General features: G+C 69.6%; 15 protein-coding genes. 8 read left to right on the top strand and 7 right to left on the bottom strand.

Features of this window, described 5'->3' with window-relative positions:
• Positions 1-76: 76 nt before the first annotated feature.
• The 5 genes from IE278_RS03530 (at position 77) to IE278_RS03510 (ending at position 5,482) form a co-directional block, all read left to right on the top strand.
• Entirely contained in the window at positions 77-1,114 is a 1,038-nt protein-coding gene (locus tag IE278_RS03530) for a glycoside hydrolase family protein (RefSeq protein WP_189768531.1), read from the top strand.
• A gap of 211 nt (positions 1,115-1,325) precedes the next feature.
• Positions 1,326-2,513, top strand: coding sequence for a glycoside hydrolase family 64 protein (locus IE278_RS03525; protein ID WP_189768529.1), 1,188 nt, complete (start codon positions 1,326-1,328; stop codon positions 2,511-2,513).
• 126 nt (positions 2,514-2,639) lie between these two features.
• Positions 2,640-3,152 (top strand): hypothetical protein, encoded by a 513-nt coding sequence (locus IE278_RS03520; RefSeq protein ID WP_373311873.1) that lies wholly within the window; start codon positions 2,640-2,642, stop codon positions 3,150-3,152.
• Positions 3,153-3,338: 186 nt separating this feature from the next.
• On the top strand, positions 3,339-4,838 hold the full coding sequence (locus IE278_RS03515; protein ID WP_189768527.1) for an MFS transporter: 1,500 nt from the start codon (positions 3,339-3,341) through the stop codon (positions 4,836-4,838).
• Positions 4,839-4,843: 5 nt separating this feature from the next.
• Entirely contained in the window at positions 4,844-5,482 is a 639-nt protein-coding gene (locus IE278_RS03510) for a TetR/AcrR family transcriptional regulator (protein WP_246569931.1), read from the top strand.
• Between the two features lie 99 nt (positions 5,483-5,581).
• Here the strand turns inward: IE278_RS03510 and IE278_RS03505 are convergent, their stop codons facing one another.
• From IE278_RS03505 to IE278_RS03475, 7 genes are all read right to left on the bottom strand, one after another.
• Complete coding sequence (locus IE278_RS03505; protein ID WP_373311896.1) at positions 5,582-7,525, bottom strand: FAD-dependent oxidoreductase; 1,944 nt, start codon at positions 7,523-7,525, stop codon at positions 5,582-5,584.
• Between the two features lie 328 nt (positions 7,526-7,853).
• Entirely contained in the window at positions 7,854-9,287 is a 1,434-nt protein-coding gene (locus IE278_RS03500; protein WP_189768521.1) for a cytochrome P450, read from the bottom strand.
• A 164-nt stretch (positions 9,288-9,451) separates the two neighbouring features.
• Positions 9,452-10,648, bottom strand: a complete 1,197-nt coding sequence (locus IE278_RS03495) for an exo-alpha-sialidase (RefSeq protein WP_189768519.1) — start codon at positions 10,646-10,648, stop codon at positions 9,452-9,454.
• A gap of 99 nt (positions 10,649-10,747) precedes the next feature.
• Positions 10,748-12,265 carry an arabinosylfuranosidase ArfA gene (arfA, locus tag IE278_RS03490; protein ID WP_189768517.1) on the bottom strand — a complete coding sequence of 506 codons (1,518 nt, stop codon included), beginning with the start codon at positions 12,263-12,265 and terminating at the stop codon, positions 10,748-10,750.
• A gap of 44 nt (positions 12,266-12,309) precedes the next feature.
• A complete protein-coding gene (locus IE278_RS03485) occupies positions 12,310-13,197 on the bottom strand; it encodes a carbohydrate ABC transporter permease (protein ID WP_189768514.1) in 888 nt (295 codons plus the stop codon).
• A gap of 2 nt (positions 13,198-13,199) precedes the next feature.
• The gene (locus IE278_RS03480; protein WP_189768512.1) at positions 13,200-14,108 is read right to left on the bottom strand and encodes a carbohydrate ABC transporter permease; all 909 of its coding nucleotides are present in this window, start codon (positions 14,106-14,108) and stop codon (positions 13,200-13,202) included.
• Between the two features lie 100 nt (positions 14,109-14,208).
• Positions 14,209-15,576 (bottom strand): extracellular solute-binding protein, encoded by a 1,368-nt coding sequence (locus IE278_RS03475; protein WP_246569802.1) that lies wholly within the window; start codon positions 15,574-15,576, stop codon positions 14,209-14,211.
• 350 nt (positions 15,577-15,926) lie between these two features.
• On the opposite strand from IE278_RS03475, the gene IE278_RS03470 reads away from it, so the two are divergent.
• The 3 genes from IE278_RS03470 to IE278_RS03460 all read left to right on the top strand — a co-directional run bounded on the left by IE278_RS03470 (position 15,927) and on the right by IE278_RS03460 (position 18,482).
• Entirely contained in the window at positions 15,927-16,949 is a 1,023-nt protein-coding gene (locus IE278_RS03470) for a LacI family DNA-binding transcriptional regulator (RefSeq protein WP_189768509.1), read from the top strand.
• Positions 16,950-17,097: 148 nt separating this feature from the next.
• On the top strand, positions 17,098-17,793 hold the full coding sequence (locus IE278_RS03465; protein ID WP_189768508.1) for an HAD family hydrolase: 696 nt from the start codon (positions 17,098-17,100) through the stop codon (positions 17,791-17,793).
• Positions 17,790-18,482: a hypothetical protein gene (locus IE278_RS03460; RefSeq protein ID WP_189768507.1), complete on the top strand. Its 693-nt coding sequence runs from the start codon at positions 17,790-17,792 to the stop codon at positions 18,480-18,482. The genes IE278_RS03465 and IE278_RS03460 overlap by 4 nt, the downstream gene beginning before the upstream one ends.

Here is an 18,482-nt window from a genome sequence, read left to right as displayed (position 1 = left end):
GCCGGTCCGCTCCTGCGCACCGCGAGTCCCCCTTCAGCTCCCTCTTCAGCGCCCGCCTCTCTTCCTGGAGTCGACCATGAACGAGCCGCGTCCCGCCCGTCGTCTGTTCCTGCGTGCCGGTGCCGCAACCGGCGCCGCCCTGACCGTGGGCGGGCTCGCCGCCCCGGCCGCGTCCGCCCTCACCGCGGACGGGGCCGCCGCCCCGGCCGTAGCCGCCGCGCCCGGTGGATTCCCCGACTACACGTACGTCCGCACCCTGCTCACTCCGTCCCAGCTGAAGTACAACCCGACGGGCGAGATCATCTTCCCGTGCATCCGGGGCACGGCCGGCCGCCTCGCCAACCCCCTGGGCAGGTACTACCTGTACTACGGGCCGCACGACGCGCCCGGCGGTATCTGCCTGGCCTACGGCGACTCCCTGGAAGGCCCGTTCACGGAGTACCCGAACAACCCGATCGTCTCCAACAACTGGCAGCCGCACTACAAGGTCAGCCATGTCGCGTCCGCGCACGTGATGTGGATCGAGAGTTCCAAGGAGATGTGGATGTACTTCCACGGGGAGAACACCACGACGCGGCTGGCCCGCTCCAAGGACGGCATCAACTTCACCTACGACAAGGTCGTCCTGTCCACGTCCATGCTGCCCAGCGGTACGACCGAGACGTCGTACGCCCGGGTCTTCCCGCACGAACTGCCGTCGCGCGGCGCCCACTTCGTGATGCTTTTCATGTTGAACAACACCAGCAACCACCGTGACATCCACTGGGGCTGGTCGGCCGACGGACGCAACTGGACCTTCGACCAGCAGCCGCTCGTCCGGCACACGGACGTCGGCGCCGTCAACGTCGGCGGCCCGCACCTGCTGTACCGCAACAACAGCACGTACGTCGTCTACAACAAGGACAAGTCGAGCGGCGGCGACATCATGATCACCGAGGTCGGCAACGACTTCAGCAAGCGCACACACCTCGGTGTCTTCTACAACTCCCGCAGCGCCGCCCCGGAGAACGGCCGGGCCGCCGCCCCGTCGTTCGGTACGGACGGCGGCGTCCCGTACATGATCTACGAGGCGGGGGAGCGGCTCGCGGGTTCGATCGCGATGGCCCGCGGCTGACGTTCCGCACGCGTACCGCAGCCGTACCGCACACCCACCGCACGCGTGCCGCTCAGGCCGGCGGACCGGGGCGCCGGGGAGTCGGCGGACCGACGGAATCCGATGTTGGTCTAGACCTTGACGTGTTCGCCTCATGAGAGCACTCTGAGAGCGCTCTCATGAGGATTCAACCAGTCCGCTTCCATCTGGTAGGAGGACGAGCGTGCTAGCCATGCGGAAAATGCTGGTGCCCCTGATCGCCGCGGCGGCCGTCGCCACGGGACTCACGGCGGCGGGACCCGTGTCCCACGCCGAGGCCGCGGTGCCCACGACCATCCCGCTCGAACTCAAGAACAACTCCGGGCGCGGCGACCAGGTCTACGTGTACGTCATCGGGACCCTGCTCTCGACCGGCCAGCAGGGGTGGGCCGACGCGAACGGCACGTTCCACGCCTGGCCCGCGGGCGGCAATCCGCCGACCCCGGCGCCCGACGCCTCGATCGCCGGACCGGCCAACGGTCAGACCAAGACGATCCGTATGCCGAAGTTCTCCGGCCGGGTCTACTTCTCGTACGGCCAGAAGCTGGTCTTCAAGCTGACCACCGGCGGTCTCGTGCAGCCCGCGGTGCAGAACCCGTCCGACCCGAACGCGAACATCCTCTTCAACTGGACCGAGTACACCCTGAACGACGGCGGGCTGTGGATCAACAGCACGCAGGTCGACATGTTCTCGGCCCCGTACGCGGTCGGCGTCAAGACCGCCACCGGTACCGTCAAGACCACCGGACATCTGAAGGCCGGCGGCTACAACGCCTTCTTCAACTCCCTGCGGAGTCAGCCCGGCGGCTGGGCCAACCTCATCAGGACCCGCTCCGACGGCACGATCCTGCGCGCGCTCGCCCCCGGTCACGGCATCGAGGCCGGCGCCCTGCCGAGCACCGTCATGAACGACTACATCAACCGCGTGTGGAGCAAGTACGCGACCTCCACCCTGACGGTGACACCGTTCAAGGACCAGCCCGCCACCAAGTACTTCGGCAGGGTCTCCGGCAACGTCATGAACTTCACCAACAGCGCCGGCGCGGTCGTCACCTCGTTCCAGAAGCCCGACTCGGACAGTGTCTTCGGCTGCTACAAGCTGCTGGACGCACCCAACGACCTCGTCCGCGGCCCGATCTCCCGCACCCTGTGCGCGGGATACAACCGCTCCACGCTCCTCACCAACTCCAACCAGCCCGACAGCGGTTCGGCCGGTTTCTACCAGGACGCGGTGACCAACCACTACTCCAAGAAGATCCACGAGCAGATGGCCGACGGCAAGGCCTACGGCTTCGCGTTCGACGACGTCGGTGCCCATGAGTCGCTGGTCAACGACGGCAACCCGCAGACGGCGTACATCACGCTCGACCCGTTCAGCTGAGAGACCGGCAGAGCCGACATGGCCGCCGGAGCTGAGCGCGGGCGGTGAACGGCCCGGACGCCTCCTCCGTATCCCTGTGGGACACCTGCCCGCTCGCGCGGGACCAGCACGGATACGGAGAGGCACGTGCCACAGCAGCGACAGCAGCCACAGCGAGGACATACCGGCCGCCCCCTCGTCGCCCGCGCGGTGCGCGGTGTCGCCCTGGCCGGCGGCCTGGCCCTGTTGCCGCTGGCCACGGCCTGCGGCGGCGACGCGGACAAGGGCGCGGGGGACAAGCCGGCGGAGACCTCCGCGATGTCCGCCCCCTCCGCCGGTGTGGTGGCACCGGCGAAGGTCGAGGTGATCGCCGGCCTGACCGGCTGCAAGGTCAAGATCCGGACCGACGCGGACGAACTGCGCGAGGGCGTCTGCGACACCGCCGACGGCGACTACCTCATCACCACCTTCCCCGCCGAGAAGTACAAGCTGACCTGGCTCGACAGTGCCTCCATGTACGGAGGCAAGTACCTCGTCGGCCCGCAGTGGGCCATCAGCGCGAAGCCGAAGATGCTGGAGACACTGCGCACGAAGGTCGGCGGGACGATCGAGGACCTGGACGCCGCGCGCACGGCGGCCCCCGGCCCGAAAGCCTCGTAAGTCTCGTAGCGAGGCCGTATTTCTCTGAGGCTTCTCCCAGGTTTTCTCGAGCCCGGGATCGCGCGGTCGGTGAATCAGAATTCACCAGGCACTCGCTTGGGTTGGTGAACAGCCATTCATCCGCTAGGTTGAATTGCTGTTCACCTCGCCATGTCTCGCGTTCGGGGAAGTGCCGTGCAGGATCCGATGCCCAGGGAGCCCGCCCGCACCGGGGGGTCGGCGGCGCTGGCAGGGCTGCGCGCCCGTCTGACGGTCCCGGTCCTCGCGTACGGCGGAATCCTGATGGCGGTCATGCAGACCGCCGTCGTACCGCTGCTCCCCGACCTGCCGCGGCTGACCGGTTCGTCCGCCGCCGCCGTGTCGTGGACCGTCACCGCCACACTCCTCGCGGGCGCGGTGCTGACCCCGGTCCTCGGCCGGGCCGGAGACATGTACGGCAAGAAGCGCGTCCTGCTCCTCGCGCTCTCGCTGATGACGGCCGGATCGGTGCTGTGCGCGCTGACCTCGGACATCCGGGTGCTCATCGCGGCGCGGGCGCTCCAGGGCGCCGCCGCGGCCGTGGTGCCCCTGTCGATCAGCATTCTCCGTGACGTGCTGCCGCCGGAGCGGACCGTCTCCGCCGTCGCCCTGATGAGTTCCACGGTCGGTATCGGCGCGGCGCTCGGCCTGCCGCTCGCGGCACTCATCGTGCAGTACGCGGACTGGCACACCATGTTCTGGGTGTCGGCCGCGCTGGGTGCGGCGGGCCTGGCGCTCGCCTGGTGGGCGGTGGACGAGTCGGCCGTACGGCACCCGGGCCGGTTCGACACGCTCGGCGCGCTCGGCCTGACCAACGTCCTCGTCTGTCTGCTCCTGGCGGTCTCGCAGGGCGGCACATGGGGATGGGGCAGCGTGCCGGTGGTCGCGCTGTTCGCGGGCTTCGCGGTCACCCTGGCCCTGTGGTGGTGGCAACAACTGCGCGCCGAACGGCCGTTGGTCGACCTCAGGCTCGCCGCCCGGCCGCGCGTGGCGCTGCCGCACCTGACCGCCCTGCTCGTCGGATTCTCCTTCTACGCCAACTCCCTGGTCACGGCCCAGCTCGTACAGGCGCCCAAGGGCACCGGGTACGGACTCGGCCTGTCGATCGTCGGCGCCGGACTGTGTCTGCTGCCCAGCGGTGTGATCATGCTGTTCCTGTCGCCGGTCTCGGCCCGGATCTCGCTGTCGCGCGGCCCTCGGGTGACGCTCGCCCTCGGGGCCGTCGTCATCGCCTGCGGGTACGGCATACGCATCCTGGACAGCCGCGACCTATGGGTGATCATCCTGGGCGGGGCCATCGTGTCGGCGGGCACGGCCCTCGCCTACTCGGCCCTGCCCACGCTGATCCTGGGAGCCGTGCCCGCCGCGCAGACCGGCTCCGCGAGCGGCGTCAACGTACTGATGCGGACCATCGGCCAGGCCGTGTGCAGTGCCGCCGTGGCCGCCGTACTGGTCCATCACATCAGCCCGGTCGGCGGACTGCTCCTGCCCAGCCTGCGGGGCTATCTGCTGGCCTTCGCGATGGCCGGGGCGGTCGCGCTGGCAGGATGCGCGATGGCCCTCGCGATACCGGGCAGCGGTGAGCGGGAGAGGATGGGCCGGCTGCCGCGCGGGCGGCGCGGTGAACAGGCCGAGGGTCAGTTGATGAAGGGAGCGGGGGAAGCATGAGGTCCGTGAAGTCCACCTCGACACCCCATGGGGCCGCGCCGGATCCGGCGCGCACGGCGGTGGCCGGGTCGGCGGCCGTGACGGACGGCGGCGGCCCGGGCCGCCGCGACGCCGAAGCCACCAAGGCGGCCATCCTGCGCGCGGCCCGCCACCTCCTCGCGCGGCACGCCCACGCGGACATCACGCTCAAGGCCGTGGCCGAACGGGCCGGTGTCAGCCCTCCTCTGATCATGAAGTACTTCGGCAACAAGGAGACGCTCTTCGCACGGGTGATGTCCTTCGAGGAGGACGCCGCCGTCCTGCTCGACGCGCCGCTCGCGGACCTCGGGCCCCACATGGTCCGCCACGTCCTCGTCAGCCAGAGCGAACGCGGCGCCGACCCGCTGCTGCGGATCGTCTTCGCCCCGCTCCAGGGCACCCAGGGAGACACGCTCCGCGCCAACTTCCGCACCCAGGTGAGCGACCGGCTCGCCCTGCGCCTCGACGGCCCCGACGCCGGGCTGCGCGCCGAACTCGCCGTGGGCATGCTGCTCGGCCTCGGCGTGATGTACGGCATCGCGCGGGGCGGCGAACTGCGCGCGGCACCGCTCGACACCGTCGTCGAACGGTACGCACCCGCCGTGCAGGCGTACCTGACGCCGTGAGCCGGCGACAGGGCTGTCCGGTCGCGGAGACACCTCGACAGGTCAGCCCGGTCGTCAGCCCTTCAGCCGGCCCTCTCGACGCCGGCCGGGTCGGTCCCGTCAGCCCGTGTGGACCCTCAACGCCGTCCTGACGGCCGATTCGAGCGCCCCCTCGATCCAGGCCGGCTTGATGGACGTGTGGCACCCCGCGAAATGAATGGGCCCCTCCGAGGTGGGGATGTCCGGGAACAGTTCCGTGTGCTGGCCCGGAAAGAGCACCGAGGCCTCACCGTAGGCATAGTGGTCGCGCATCCACGACTGGGTCTTGCACTTGGTCGTGAAGAACACCTCGCAGCGCCGCCCGAAGACGGCCTGCACCCCGGCCAGCGCCCGCAGATACCGCTCCTCGTCGGCGTACGCGTCCCACTTCAGGGCGTCGTCGGACCAGCTGTAGGAGGCGAGGATGATCCCTCCGTCACTGCCCTCCATCGGATGGGCGTGCTCGAAGAACATGAACCGGTTGGCGTTGTCGCTCACCGAGCCGCCGCCCCGCACATGGGAGGCCGCGGGGTCGTCGAGCACGGCGGGCCGGAAGGCGCTGAAACACTCCTTGAGCTCACCGGGGACGGTCACCCCCAGGTCCCGTACGGTCCGGTGGGCGCCGAGGTACCTGCCGTCCCTGACCTGGCCCTTCTTGTACCTGGTGTACAGACCGTCATCGATGGAGTTCAGCGCCTCCTCCCACTGCGCCTCGGTGAACTCCCACCAGCGCTGCGAGAACTCCAGCAGCACCTTGGTCGCCGCGTCGTAGTGCAGCTCGGTGATGGCCCGGCGCTTGCCGTAGGTCAGCGGAGGGTCGAAGGCCACATGGCGCAGGCCGGAAAAGGGCACGGTGACGATCACCTCGTCCCCCTCGAACACCTCCGTGGCACCCCCCTTGCCGGTCTGGCAGTCCTCGGACACGGTGTGCACCCGCACCAAGCCGTCGCCACGCTCGATGCGCACGGCACGCCTGTCGAGTCGCACCTTGCCCTTCACCGGCGCGTACAACGCGTCGACGAGCTTCGCGGTGCCGCCCTTCAGCTCCCAGAACTTGGTCTTGGGATCGATCAGCGCGCTGCCCAGGAAGCTGTGCAGGAAGGAGAGATGGAGCCGTGAGGTCAGGTTCTGGACGGTGCCCACGAGGTCGATGGTCCTGGTGTCGAGCCCGGCGACCTCGGTGAGGTAGCGGTACATGGACCAGTGGCCGTACCGCTTGAGGACCTTGACCCATCCCTCGACGAGGGCCGATCCCTCCTTGCCGCGGATGAGCTCGTGGGCGGGTTCGAGGGCGTCCGCGAGGATGGCCGCGGCGGTCCTCGTCCGGTTGGGACCCGTGACGCCGAAGGTGTCGTTGATCTTCGCCGGGTCCTCCTCGTACTCGGCCTTGCGCATGTGGACGCCGTTGATGTGCATCCAGGTGCGGTTGGCCCGCTTGGCCGGGTTGTCGACCTCCACGTCCACCAGCAGGAACTCCTGGCGTGCCAGGTGGAACTTCTCGATCAGCGCCATGAGGAGCGGGTGGCTCTCGGGCAGCCGCATCGCCCCGGCCTCGGCGTACTGCAGTGGATCGGCGAAGGGCTGTTCCCCGTTCTCGTGGCCCCCCTTGCGGAAGGTCTTGATCCGGCCGCCCACGCGGTTGTCGTTGGCCTCGATGACGACCACGTCATGGCCCACCCGGTTGAGCAGATCGGCGGCGAGCAGCCCGGCGGGACCGGCCCCGACGATCAGGACCCGCTTGGACGCCTTGGCCCCGCTCGACGGCAGCCCGCTCTCGATGGCCTTCAGATAGGACGGGACCAGGGGTTTGTCGTTCTTGTCGAAGACCACGATGGCGCGGGCGACCGTGGTGTAGGCCGCCGGATCGATGCCGGGCGGCACCGCGGCGGGTGCGATCGAGGGTGCTACGGCGGGGCTCAGCGCGGTGGCGGAAGAGGCCGTGGCCGCGGTGAGCCCGGCGGCAAGGACCGTGGCACCGGTCACCGTGACCACGGAACGCCGTGTCGGCGGCACGTTGTTGGCCATGGTCAGGTCCGAAGGGCTCACGGGCGTGGTGCTCACGGCCTTGGTGGGCGCGTCCGACGTGGTCAGGTCCGGGGTGTTCATGTCGTGTGTACTCATCAAGATCATGCTTGGCGCACGACCGGCGCGGAACCAGTGCATTCACACGGACGGGGAGCTCAAACCACTCGTTCCGTCATATGACGAGTCCCTGGTCAACGCCCCTGTGAGAACCGGACGTTCACCCTGGAAGTTGAGATGACGTCCCCCGGGAGTCGCCCAAGCCGCCGAGTCGCCGAGTCGCCGAGTTGTCGGGCCGCCGGGGGAGCCATGTGTTCCGCAACGGCGTTCACTACTCGGCGGGTTCGGTCCGCCCGGGCTCGGAGCCGACTCGGGGACCGGCGGTCATCAGCAGTGTCCTGGGGCGTACGGTGGCCCGCGCCACCGGCTGGACGGTCTGGCCCGGCGCCAGAGTGAACCGCACCTCGCGTGTGATCACCGCGATCGCGGTGATCAGCTCGGTGAGCGCGAACCGGTCGCCGATGCACTTGTGTCTGCCGGCCCCGAAGGGCAGGAAGGCCCCCGCGGGCAGCCGGGCCTGCGCGTCGTCCAGCCAGCGGTCGGGGTTGAAGTCGAGGGGGTCGGCGAAGAGTTCCGGATCGCGGTGCAGGGCGTGCTGGCAGTAGGCCAGCTCCGTACCGGCCGGCACGGTCCACTCCCCGAGACGGGTGTCCGTGACCGTACGACGGGTGACGAGCCATCCCGTGTGGTGGAGCCGCAGGGCCTCCGTGATGACCCGGTTGAGGTAGGGGAGCCGCATGGCGTCGTCGAAGGTGACCGGCCGCTCTCCCAGCACGTCCGCCAGTTCGGCCTGGACGCGGGCCTCGACGGCGGGGTCGCGGGCGAGTTCGTACAGGATCCATGACAGGACGGATGCCGTGGTCTCGGTGCCGGCCACGGCGAGCGTGAGGATCTCGGAGCAGATCTGATCACCGGTGAGGGGTTCGCCGGTCTCCTCGTCCCGGGCGCGCAGCAGCATCGACAGCATGTCGCCGGTGTCGTGGCCTGAGGCCCGCAGCTCGCCGAGCGCTTCGTCGATGGTGGCGCGCACGGCGTCACGGGCCTCGTTGAAGCGGCGGTTGAAGGGCAGGGGCAGCCGCTCGGCCCAGTCGGGGAGCATGACGCGCGCCCCGACGCCGTTCATGACCACGGACAGATCGCTACGCAGCCGCAGGAACGTTTCCTCATCGAGGCTGCCCGAGAAGACGGTCTTGGCGAGCATGTCGAGGGAGAGCTTGACCATCGCCTCGCGGACATCGACGACCTCGCCGGGCCGCCAGCGGGAGACGGCGGCCTCGGCTTCGCCGCGCATGATGTCGACGTACCGGGCGATCTCGGTGTGGGTGAACGCCGGCTGCAACTGGCGCCGCTTGCGCACGTGTTCCTGACCGGCGGCGGTGACCACGCTGTCACCCAGGAGCTGGCCCATCTTCTCGAAGAACCGGCCCTTGTCGAGGCTGGGGCCGAGGTCCACCAGCATGGCGCGGATCAGTGCGGGGTCCTGGACGATCAGGGTCCGGGTGCCGGGCTGGAGGGTTATCTCGACCACGGGACCGTATGTCTCGCGGAGTGAGGCGATGAAACCGAGGTTGTCGCGCATGAGCTGTATCGCGTGGCCCAGCAACGGGAGGGAGCCCGCCGCTCTGGGAATGGGAGGAGGCGTAGCGACCGTCACTTGGATCAGTGCTCCTTCACAACGTTCACGGGCGCGTACATCAATGCCCATCTCGGGCATAGTTGCATTCCGGAACGCCGAGTGGTCTATACCACGCGTGGCGGACGGTGGAGCGGGGTAGGGGAGCATCCCCGGGGGCAGGCCTGGGTGCGGGACAGCTGTGGGCCGACCACGACGAGTCGTCGCGATCGGCCCACGGTCACGCGGTCAAAGACTCAGGACGAGGGCACCGACTTCGTGGCGAAGTACGGTTTGCATATGCCACCGTCCCAGTCGGTGGCGATCTCCAGCAGGCTGGTGCCGTCCGCCGACGGCAGCAGGGCCGAGCTGTAGTTGGGGCAGTGGTCGACGACCGTCGACGCGACGGTGACGGGTGCCGGGATCTCCCGCCAAGTGCCGTTGCCGCCCGCGCTGTTGACCCAGACCGTCTTGTTGTTCCCGGCGGCCACCGTGCCGTCCTTGTTGTACAGGACCTGGCCGATCAGGAAGAGCCGGCCCAGCGGATTGCCGGCCTCGGGGGACCAGGCGACGGTCGGGGCGTGCTTGAAGTACTTGCCGTCGGCCGTCTCGGGCCGGTAGCCGAGGAAGGGCCCGCTCGACCAGTCCCAGCCGTCGGGCGAGGTCCGGTAGTGCACGACGCACTGGTACTGGCCGGGGGCCGCGCAGATCTCGTACGACATGAAGTAGGTGCCGTTGCCGAGCTTGCGGACGACCGCCATGCCGGGCCGGTCGGAGACCAGGGGGCTGACGACGGTGGCGTGGTGTCCGGTCCACGTCGTGCCGTTCGAGGTGCGGGCGGCCATCAGCTTCTGGCTGTGGGCGGAGTCGGTCTCGTCCGAGTAGTGGGCGACCAACTGCCCGGAGGCGTCGACGGAGAACTCGGGCTCCCACAGGCCACCGGTGCTGCCCGCGGTCGCGATGGTGGACAGGTAACTCCAGGTGCGGCCCACGTCGTTGCTCCTGAAGACGCGCAGGGCCATCCGCCGGTTCGTCTCGTCCTGGCCGACCGAGGCCGCCCAGAGCAGGGTGCCGGCGGGCAGATTCCCGATCGCCCGCGGGAGTTCGAAGAGCGTGGAGCAGCACAGTCCCTGCCCGCCCGCCGCCTCCGGGTCGCCGACGGTGCCGACCTGGCGGAAGGAGGCGCCGGAGTCGGTGCTCTCGTAGACGGCGCCGAGTCCGTTGTTCCCGGAGAACGTGACCACCGACGACAGGACGCGGCCGTTGGCGTTCCCGTTGTACGCGAGACGGACGGCCCGGGGGTACAGGCCGGTGTCGTTGCGCAGCACGGTGCCGGTCGCCGCGCCGGCCGTGCCGGTCTGCGCGGTGAGCAGCGCCGCCAGGAGCGCGACCAGCGCGGAGCCGAGGGCGGCCAGGCGGAGTGGGGGTAGGGGCGTACGTGGTCTTGCCGACATCAGATTCTCCCGAGGGGGTGGGGGTCGGATCTGTTCGGTCGGTGACGCCGGGGTGACGTCACACAGCGGGGTCGGGCCGCGGGGATCGGGCAGCAGGTGTCAGGCAGTCGGTGTCAGGCGGATGACGTTCCAGGACACCGGGGCCAGCTCCGCCTCCAGTGCGCCGTCGGCCGAGACCTCGGCCCCGCCGCTGGTGCGCGGAGTCACCCGGTCCGGTTCGGTCTGGGTGTTGACGGCGTCCGGGTCCTGGTCGGCCAGGACGAGGTGCTCAAGGACCCGGTAGCCGGTCAGCGCGCCGCGCAGCTCGGCCCGCAGGTTCAGCGCCTGCTCCTGACCGCGGTTGACGGCCAGGACGGTCACGGCGCCGCTCTCCTCGTCGTACGTCACCACCGTGTCGAGCGCCGATACGTCCCCGTGCCGCTCGGTGTCGATCCGGGACCCGGTGACCTCGGTGCGCAGCACCTTGCCCGTGGCGAACCGGGCCGCCTGGGCGAACGGGTGGAAGATGGTCTGCCGCCAGCTCGGGCCGCCCGGTTCGCTGCGGATCGGGGCGATGACGTTGACCAGTTGGGCGAGGCACGCGATGGCCACCCGGTCGGCGTTGCGCAGCAGCGTGATGAGCAGCGAGCCGACCACGACGGCGTCGGTCACGCTGTAGGTGTCCTCGATCAGCCGGGGCGTCTCGGCGGTCTCCAGGTTGCGCTCGCCGACGAAACGGGCCGCGTACCAGACGTTCCACTCGTCGAACGAGAGCCTGATGTGCTTCTTGGCGCCGCGCGCGGCCCGGACGTGGTCCGCGGTGGCGACCACGTCGCGGATGTACTGGTCCATGTGCGCCCCGGAGGCCAGGAAGCTGGCGCGGTCGCCGTCGAACTCCTCGTAGTAGGCGTGCAGGGAGAGGTAGTCCACCTCGTCGTACGTCTGCTCCAGGACCTCGCGCTCCCAGGTGCCGAAGGTCGGCATGGCCGCGTTCGAGCTGCCGCAGGCGACCAGCTCGATGGACGGGTCGACCTGGCGCATCGCCTTGCCGGTCTCGGCCGCGAGCCGTCCGTACTCGGTGGCGCTCTTGTGGCCGGTCTGCCAGGGGCCGTCCATCTCGTTGCCCAGGCACCACAGCTTGACGTCGTGCGGCGCCGAGTAGCCGTGCTTGATCCGCAGGTCGGACCAGGCGGTGCCGCTGGGCTGGTTGCAGTACTCCACCAGGGCGCGGGCGGCGTCGATCCCGCGGGTGCCGAGGTTGACCGCCATCATCGGGTCGAGGCCCTGCTCCTTGGCCCAGGTGAGGAACTCGTCGGTGCCCACCTGGTTGGTCTCGATGGAGCGCCAGGCCAGGTCGAGCCGGCGCGGCCGTTCGGCGGCGGGGCCGACCCCGTCCTCCCAGTGGTAGCCGGATACGAAGTTGCCGCCGGGGTAGCGGACCAGGCCCGTACCCAGTTCCCGTACCAGGTCGGCGACGTCCGTCCGGAAGCCGGCGGCGTCGGCGGAGGGGTGCTCGGGCTCGTAGATGCCGGTGTAGACGCAGCGCCCCATGTGCTCGACGAACGTTCCGTACAGGCGCGGGTCCACCTCCCCGACGGTGAACTCGGGGTCGACGGTGAACCGTGCGGTGTGCGGCATGCTGGGGCCTTTCTCAGAGGGTGTGAACTGATGTGCTGGTGGGGCTACTTGAGGCCGGTGCCGGCGATGCCCTCGACGATGCGCCGCTGGAACAGCGCGAACACGGCAAGGAGCGGGATGGCGCCGAGCACGGCGGAGGCCATCAACTGGGCGTAGGGGACGCCGAACACGTCCTGGACGGAGGTCAGTCCGACGGGGAGGGTCATCATCTCCGGGTCGGTGACGACCAGGAGGGGCCACAGGAAGTTGTTCCAGACGCCGACGAACACGAAGATCGTGACGGCGGAGATCACTGGACGCGAGATGGGCATGACGATCTGCCGGTAGGTGCGCAGCCAGGACGCGCCGTCCGCGCGGGCCGCGTCGATGAGTTCCCTGGGGATGCCGTCGAAGAACTGCTTGAAGACGAACACGGCGACGACGTTGGGTACTTGGGGAAGGACGACTCCCCAGTAGGTGTTGAGCAGACCTGCCTCCTGGAGCGCCAGGAACTGCGGGATCATGAGGACCTGGCCCGGGATCATGATCCCGGCGAGGAGCATCATGAACGCGGTCCGGCGCCCCCGGAAACGGGTCTGCGAGAGCGCGAAGGCGGCGAGCGATCCGGCCACCACGGTGAGCACGGTCGTGAGGATCGAGGTGATGAAGCTGTTCGCGTACCAGTAGGGCAGCTTCCCCGCGTCGAAGATGTCCCCGTACGCGGCGAGGGTGGGGTGGGCGGTGAACCAGTTCGTGGGGTCGGTGATGACCTCCTGCGCGGGCCGGATCGAGGTGGCGAGCGCCCAGGCGAGCGGCACCAGCCACAGCAGCGAGAAGGCGACGAGGACTCCGAGGGCCACCCGGTTGAACAGGCGTTCGGCGTCGTACTCGCGACGCGGCTCGGCCGTGGGTGTCCGTTCCTCGGTCACGGGCGGTGTGGCGGTGGCGGTCATGATCAGCGCTCCTTCTCGGCGCGGCGGACGAGGGCGAACCAGACGAGCGAGACCAGCAGGATCACCACGAAGAGCAGCAGCGAGACGGTCGACGCGTAGCCGACGCGGCCCTCGACGAACCCGGTGTCGTAGATGAGCTGGAGCGAGGGCCGGGTGCTTCCGTCGGGGCCGCCGTTGGTCAGCATGTAGATCTGGTCGAAGACCTTCAGGGAGGCGACGACCTGGAGGACCGTGACGAGGGTCGTGGTGCGGCCGAGCATCGGCACGACCACATGGCGGATGCGCTGCCAGGGCCCGGCTCCGTCGATCGCCGCGGCCTCGTGCACGGACCGCGGGATGTCCTGCAGACCGGCGAGATACAGGACGAAGTTGAAGCCGAGCGTCCACCACACGGTGGCGGCGGCGATGGAGATCATCGCCCAGTCCGGGTCGCCGAGCCAGGACGGCGGGGTGTCGACGCCGACCCACTGCGCGGCCTGCTGGGCGAGGCCCACCTGGTCGGCGTAGATGAAGGTGAACATGAGCGCGACGACCGCCGAGGGCAGGACGAACGGCGCGAAGAACGCGAAGCGGAAGAACCAGCGACCCCGGACGAAGCGGTCGGCGAGGATCGCGAGGACCAGACTGAGCAGCACCAGGGGGACGGTGGTCAGCACGGTGAACCACAGCGTGTTCTTGAGCGTGCGCCAGAACTCGCTGTCGCCCAGCACGGCCGCGTAGTTGGAGAGACCGGCGAAGTCGCCGAGGCCCGACTTGAGCAGGCTGGTGTCGAAGAAGCCGGCCACGACGGTGTAGATCAGCGGCCCCACCAGGAAGAGCAGATAGAACAGGGAGAAGGGCAACAGCATCCCCGGACCGGCCCAGCGGTCACCTCTGCCTCGGGCCTTGGTCGGTGCGGTTGTCGTGGCCATGGGACGGCCCTTTCAGTCAGGACATACGGGATCTCACGACGTGCGGGGGCCCGAACGAGGGCCGTGATGAAGACGGTGGGGAGCAGCGCGGGGCGCCGGGCTACACGGGCGAGGGCCGGCCGGCCAGTTCGCGCAGTTCGCGCCTCATGCGGGCGGCTCCGGCCGTCGGGCTGGTGGCGCCGGTGAACACGGAGGTCACGGCGTCGCCGATGACGATCTGCAGGGAGCTGCCCGCGCCTCCGTACCAGGCGGCCGGGTCGTAGGCGGCCCCGTCGGCGGCGGCCGCGTAGTGCGACTGCGGTTCGAGGGCCTTGTACGCGGCCGACCGCTGGGTGGGCAGCCAGGCGGGGATGTGTCCGCCCTCCGCCCACAGCTTGCTGGATCCCAGCAGGGAGGCGACGAACCCCAGGGAGAGGTCGAGGCGCTGGGCCGACTCGGAGGGTGCCTTGGGCAGGACGAGCGAGTGCGAGTCGGCGGCGCAGGCGTAGGGCGCGTCGTCGAAGATCCGCGGCAGGGGCCGCATGTCGAACTTCACCTTGGAACCCTGGACCGTGAGCACCTGCCAGACACCGTCCATCAGGAAGCCGGCCTTGCCGGTGGTCAGCATGGTGATGGCGCCCGGGCTGTCGGTGGTCGTCGGGACGACCTTCTCCTGGGTGAGGCGGCGGATGTACGCGAGGGCCTCGGCCGCGGCCTCCGTGTCGATGACGACCTTCTTGCCCTGGTCGGCGACGAGATCGCCACCGCTGATCTGCCGGTAGAACGACCAGAAGAGCCGGAACTGCGTCGAGGCGTCCTTCACCGAGGCGATCGAACCGCCCCACTGCCCGGTCACTTCCTTCGCGGCGCGCAGGGCGTCGATGAACGCGTCCGGCCCGTCCACGTCCGTCAACTTCCCCTGCCCGTCGAGCAGTCCGGCCTTCTCGGCGATGTCGGTACGGAAGTAGAGCACGAAGGGATGGGTGTCGAGCGGGATGGCGTACAGCTTCCCGTCCAGTTGCGACTTCTTCCACGGCCGGGGGTCGAACTTGTCCTCGGTCAGCCCGTGCCGGGCCAGATCGGCCGGCTGGATCTCGGCGAGCAGGCCCGCCTCGGCGAGCGTCGGCACCTTCGACAGATGGCTGATCGCGACCTGCGGCGGCCGGTCGCCGAGCGTGGCGAGGGTGAGCTTGGTGTAGTACGGGTTGCCCCAGACGAAGGTCGCCGACTTCAGGTCCGTCGACCCGTGCCCGGCGCGGTAGGCGGACTGCATCGCGAGCAGCCGCTCACCGTCACCGCCGGTGAATGGATTCCAGAAGTTCAGCCGTGACGGGGTGGGCGACCCGCCGGTGAACCCCTGGGCGAGGGTGCTGTCACAGCCGCCGAGCGCCGCGGCCGAGGCCGCGACGGCACCGAGCGACAGGGTGCCGCGCAGTAGTCGGCGCCGGGACGGAGCGGGCGGGGAGGTGTGCGGCGTGCGGTCCCGCATGGGCATGCGTCCTTCCACGGCGGAAAACTCAAGGAGTACAACGTTGGAATGGGCGATCGAACCGATCCGCTCGGTCGCTGGGTCGAGGCGGTTACAACGTTGTATCCCTGGGGAAATGTGGCGTCAACAGTTCTGCGGGAACTTCCTGTTCGACGGGTCGTCGACGCCATATCGGTTGATATCGCCCAACTGGGAAGCGAAGCCATTACAACGTTGGAACATGGCTTACGCTGAGCAGCACACCGGATCGATGCGCGTGACGGAGCAACGCGGAAGGCAGCCGTCGGTCGTCAGCCATCGGCCGTCGGTCGCGGGCCGGAAGGAAGCCGGGGGAGGGAGGGGCGACCACCATGGCAGGTGCACGCCTCAAGGATGTCGCCGAGCGCGCGGGCGTATCGATCAAGACCGTCTCGAACGTCGTCCGGGGCGAGGTCCGGGTCGCGGAACAGACCCGGGATCGGGTGCTGCGCGCCATAGCCGAACTCGGCTACCAGCCCAACGCCTCCGCACGCCATCTGCGCACGGGCCGCAGCGGCATCATCGCGCTGGCCGTGCCCGAACTGGTCGCCCCGTACTTCGCGGAACTCGCCGCCGAGGTCATCGCCGCCGCCAAGAAGCGCGGCTGCACGGTCCTCATCGAGGACACCGGGGGAGACCCCGCGGAGGAACTGCGCATCGCCTGCGGGCTCAGCGACCCGCTCATCGACGGTGTGCTGCTCAGCCCGCTCTGCCTCGACGAGACGATGCTCGCCAACCGCGAGCGACGCGTGCCCCTCGTCCTGCTGGGCGAGCAGTCGTACAAGATCCCGGCCGACCACGTACTGATCGACAACTCCGCGGCGGCGCGCGAGGCGACCGAGCACCTGCTCCAGCTCGGCCGGCGGCGCATCGGAGTCATCGGCCAGCCCTCGGACCGGGCCCATGCCACGACGGTGCAGCGCATGCACGGCTTCCTGACCGCACTGCACGCCGCCGGTGTGCCGCACGATCCCCGACTCGTCCCGGACACCGGGGAGTTCACCCGCGCCGACGGAGCCGCCGCCATGCGGATCCTGCTCGCCCTGGACGACCCGCCGGACGCGGTCTTCTGCTTCAGCGACCTGCTCGCCTCCGGCGCGGTGCGCGCGGCGCACGAACACGGTCTGCGGGTGCCGCAGGACCTGGCGGTCGTGGGCTTCGACGACATCCAGGAGACCCGCTACAGCGTCCCGTCGCTGACCACCGTGTCACCGGACAAGCGGGAGATCGCCGAACTGGCCGTGGACGCCGTGCTGCACAGGATCACCACCGACGCGGAAGCCCCGCACTCGCGGCTCATCGCGGGCTACGAACTGGTCGTACGGGAGAGCACGCGAACGGCGGAGGCGGGCTGACGGGCGGGTCCCGGCCCCTCGGCGAGTCCGGGCCCCCTCTGCGAGTCCGGCCCCCTCGGCGACCCCGGTCGGCCGACCCGGGTGCGGTGTGCCGGCGTGCTAGCGTCGCGATTCCCGGCCGTTGCGACAGAGCGAAGGGGGCCCGCAGGTGAACGCGCATGCCCGTGCCGCAGAGGCCGACAGCCCGTCGGTGATCCTCTTCGACCTCGGCAACGTCCTCTTCAGCGACCCGTGGGAGACCTTGCTGCTGACCCCCGGCACGGGGCTCGGGGACCGGCTGGGGCTCGACCGGTCCGCCGTACTGGAGTCCGGCCGCCGCTGTTGGCGGATGTTCAGTGTGAGCGAGGCCGAAGAAGCGGACTACTGGCACGAACTCTCCCGTCAGCTGGGCTGTGACATTCCCCCACAGCTGGTCAAGGAAGTGGAAGAGGAACTGCTGGTGGCGAACCCCGCCGCCGGAGCACTGCTCGCCGCGGCGTCCGCCGACGGAACCCGACCGGTGGGCATCGCCTCCAACAACACGTCCTTCTGGTACGCGAAGCAGGCGGACCGGCTGGACCTGGACCGGTGGATCGACCCGGGCCTGGTCTTCCTCTCCTGCGGGCTCGGCGTCTCCAAGAGCACAGCCGGGCGCGGCCTTCTGGAGATCGCCGCGGAGCATGTCCGCCCGTCCGCCACCTTGTTCGTGGAGGACCGTGCGGCCAACCTGGTGCGTGCCCGGGCGCTGGGTTTCCGCACCATCATGTACGCGTTCGAGGGCGAGCCGGGTGGGGAGTCCGGTCATGAGTCCGGTGGCGTCCTCGGTGTGTCGGCCGTGGAGTTGCTGGACACAATCACAGGGTGACCGACCCACCCCCGCCAACTCCCGTCCCACGTAAGGCGATTCCCGCCGTACGGTCCGCGCCCGCCGGCCAGAGGCCCGCGGATCCGGCGGCTCTCGGCCCGAGGCCCGCGGACCCTGTGGCCCTGACGGCGCTGCTCGCGGAGTACAACTCGCTGCGTACGGAGAGTCTGCAGGCGATCAGCAACCGCATCCAGATCATGAACTTCGCGTTCACCTCCCTCGCGGTCATCACCGCCGCCATGATCACCTCCGATCTGCCCAGGGGCATCCTCATCCCGGCCTGTCTGCTCTTCGTCCCCGGAGCCGCGAAGGCGAGTCTGCTGATCTGGCTGGGGGAGTACCACCGCTCCCAGCGGGCCGGCCAGGGCGTCGCGGCGGTCGAGCGCCGGATCAACAGCCTCCTGGGCGCGGGTGAGGTGCTCGGCTGGGAATCCCGGCTCGTCTCCTCCGGCACGCACATGGGCTATCCGTACATCGCCACGGCGGTGTTCATCCTCAGCACCGGCGTACTCGCCCAGAGCCTCGGCGGCTACTTCCTGGTGGGACGGCTGGCGCCCAGTCCGACTCTCCGGGACGACCTCGCCGTCGTGGGCGGCGTACTCCTCTACGCCGTGCTGTGCGAGACGCTCTTCCTGCGGTTCTTCGTTCGCCGCTGGCGGGCGATCCGCAGCGCCACCCACAGCGGCTAG

The organism is Streptomyces tauricus, from assembly GCF_014650955.1.
Classification (GTDB): domain Bacteria; phylum Actinomycetota; class Actinomycetes; order Streptomycetales; family Streptomycetaceae; genus Streptomyces; species Streptomyces tauricus.
Note: the sequence above shows the minus strand (reverse complement) of the source record. Positions and strands in the feature narration are given on the sequence as shown.

Excerpts from the sequence above, each read along its gene's own strand:
- IE278_RS03530 (WP_189768531.1), top strand. The coding sequence starts at position 77 with ATGAACGAGCCGCGTCCCGCCCGTCGTCTGTTCCTGCGTGCCGGTGCC.
- arfA (WP_189768517.1), bottom strand. The coding sequence starts at position 12,265 with ATGCCGCACACCGCACGGTTCACCGTCGACCCCGAGTTCACCGTCGGG.
- IE278_RS03495 (WP_189768519.1), bottom strand. The coding sequence starts at position 10,648 with ATGTCGGCAAGACCACGTACGCCCCTACCCCCACTCCGCCTGGCCGCC.
- IE278_RS03475 (WP_246569802.1), bottom strand. The coding sequence starts at position 15,576 with ATGCGGGACCGCACGCCGCACACCTCCCCGCCCGCTCCGTCCCGGCGC.
- IE278_RS03480 (WP_189768512.1), bottom strand. The coding sequence starts at position 14,108 with ATGGCCACGACAACCGCACCGACCAAGGCCCGAGGCAGAGGTGACCGC.
- IE278_RS03505 (WP_373311896.1), bottom strand. The coding sequence starts at position 7,525 with ATGGCCAACAACGTGCCGCCGACACGGCGTTCCGTGGTCACGGTGACC.
- IE278_RS03515 (WP_189768527.1), top strand. The coding sequence starts at position 3,339 with ATGCCCAGGGAGCCCGCCCGCACCGGGGGGTCGGCGGCGCTGGCAGGG.
- IE278_RS03525 (WP_189768529.1), top strand. The coding sequence starts at position 1,326 with ATGCGGAAAATGCTGGTGCCCCTGATCGCCGCGGCGGCCGTCGCCACG.
- IE278_RS03470 (WP_189768509.1), top strand. The coding sequence starts at position 15,927 with ATGGCAGGTGCACGCCTCAAGGATGTCGCCGAGCGCGCGGGCGTATCG.
- IE278_RS03500 (WP_189768521.1), bottom strand. The coding sequence starts at position 9,287 with ATGGGCATTGATGTACGCGCCCGTGAACGTTGTGAAGGAGCACTGATC.
- IE278_RS03485 (WP_189768514.1), bottom strand. The coding sequence starts at position 13,197 with ATGACCGCCACCGCCACACCGCCCGTGACCGAGGAACGGACACCCACG.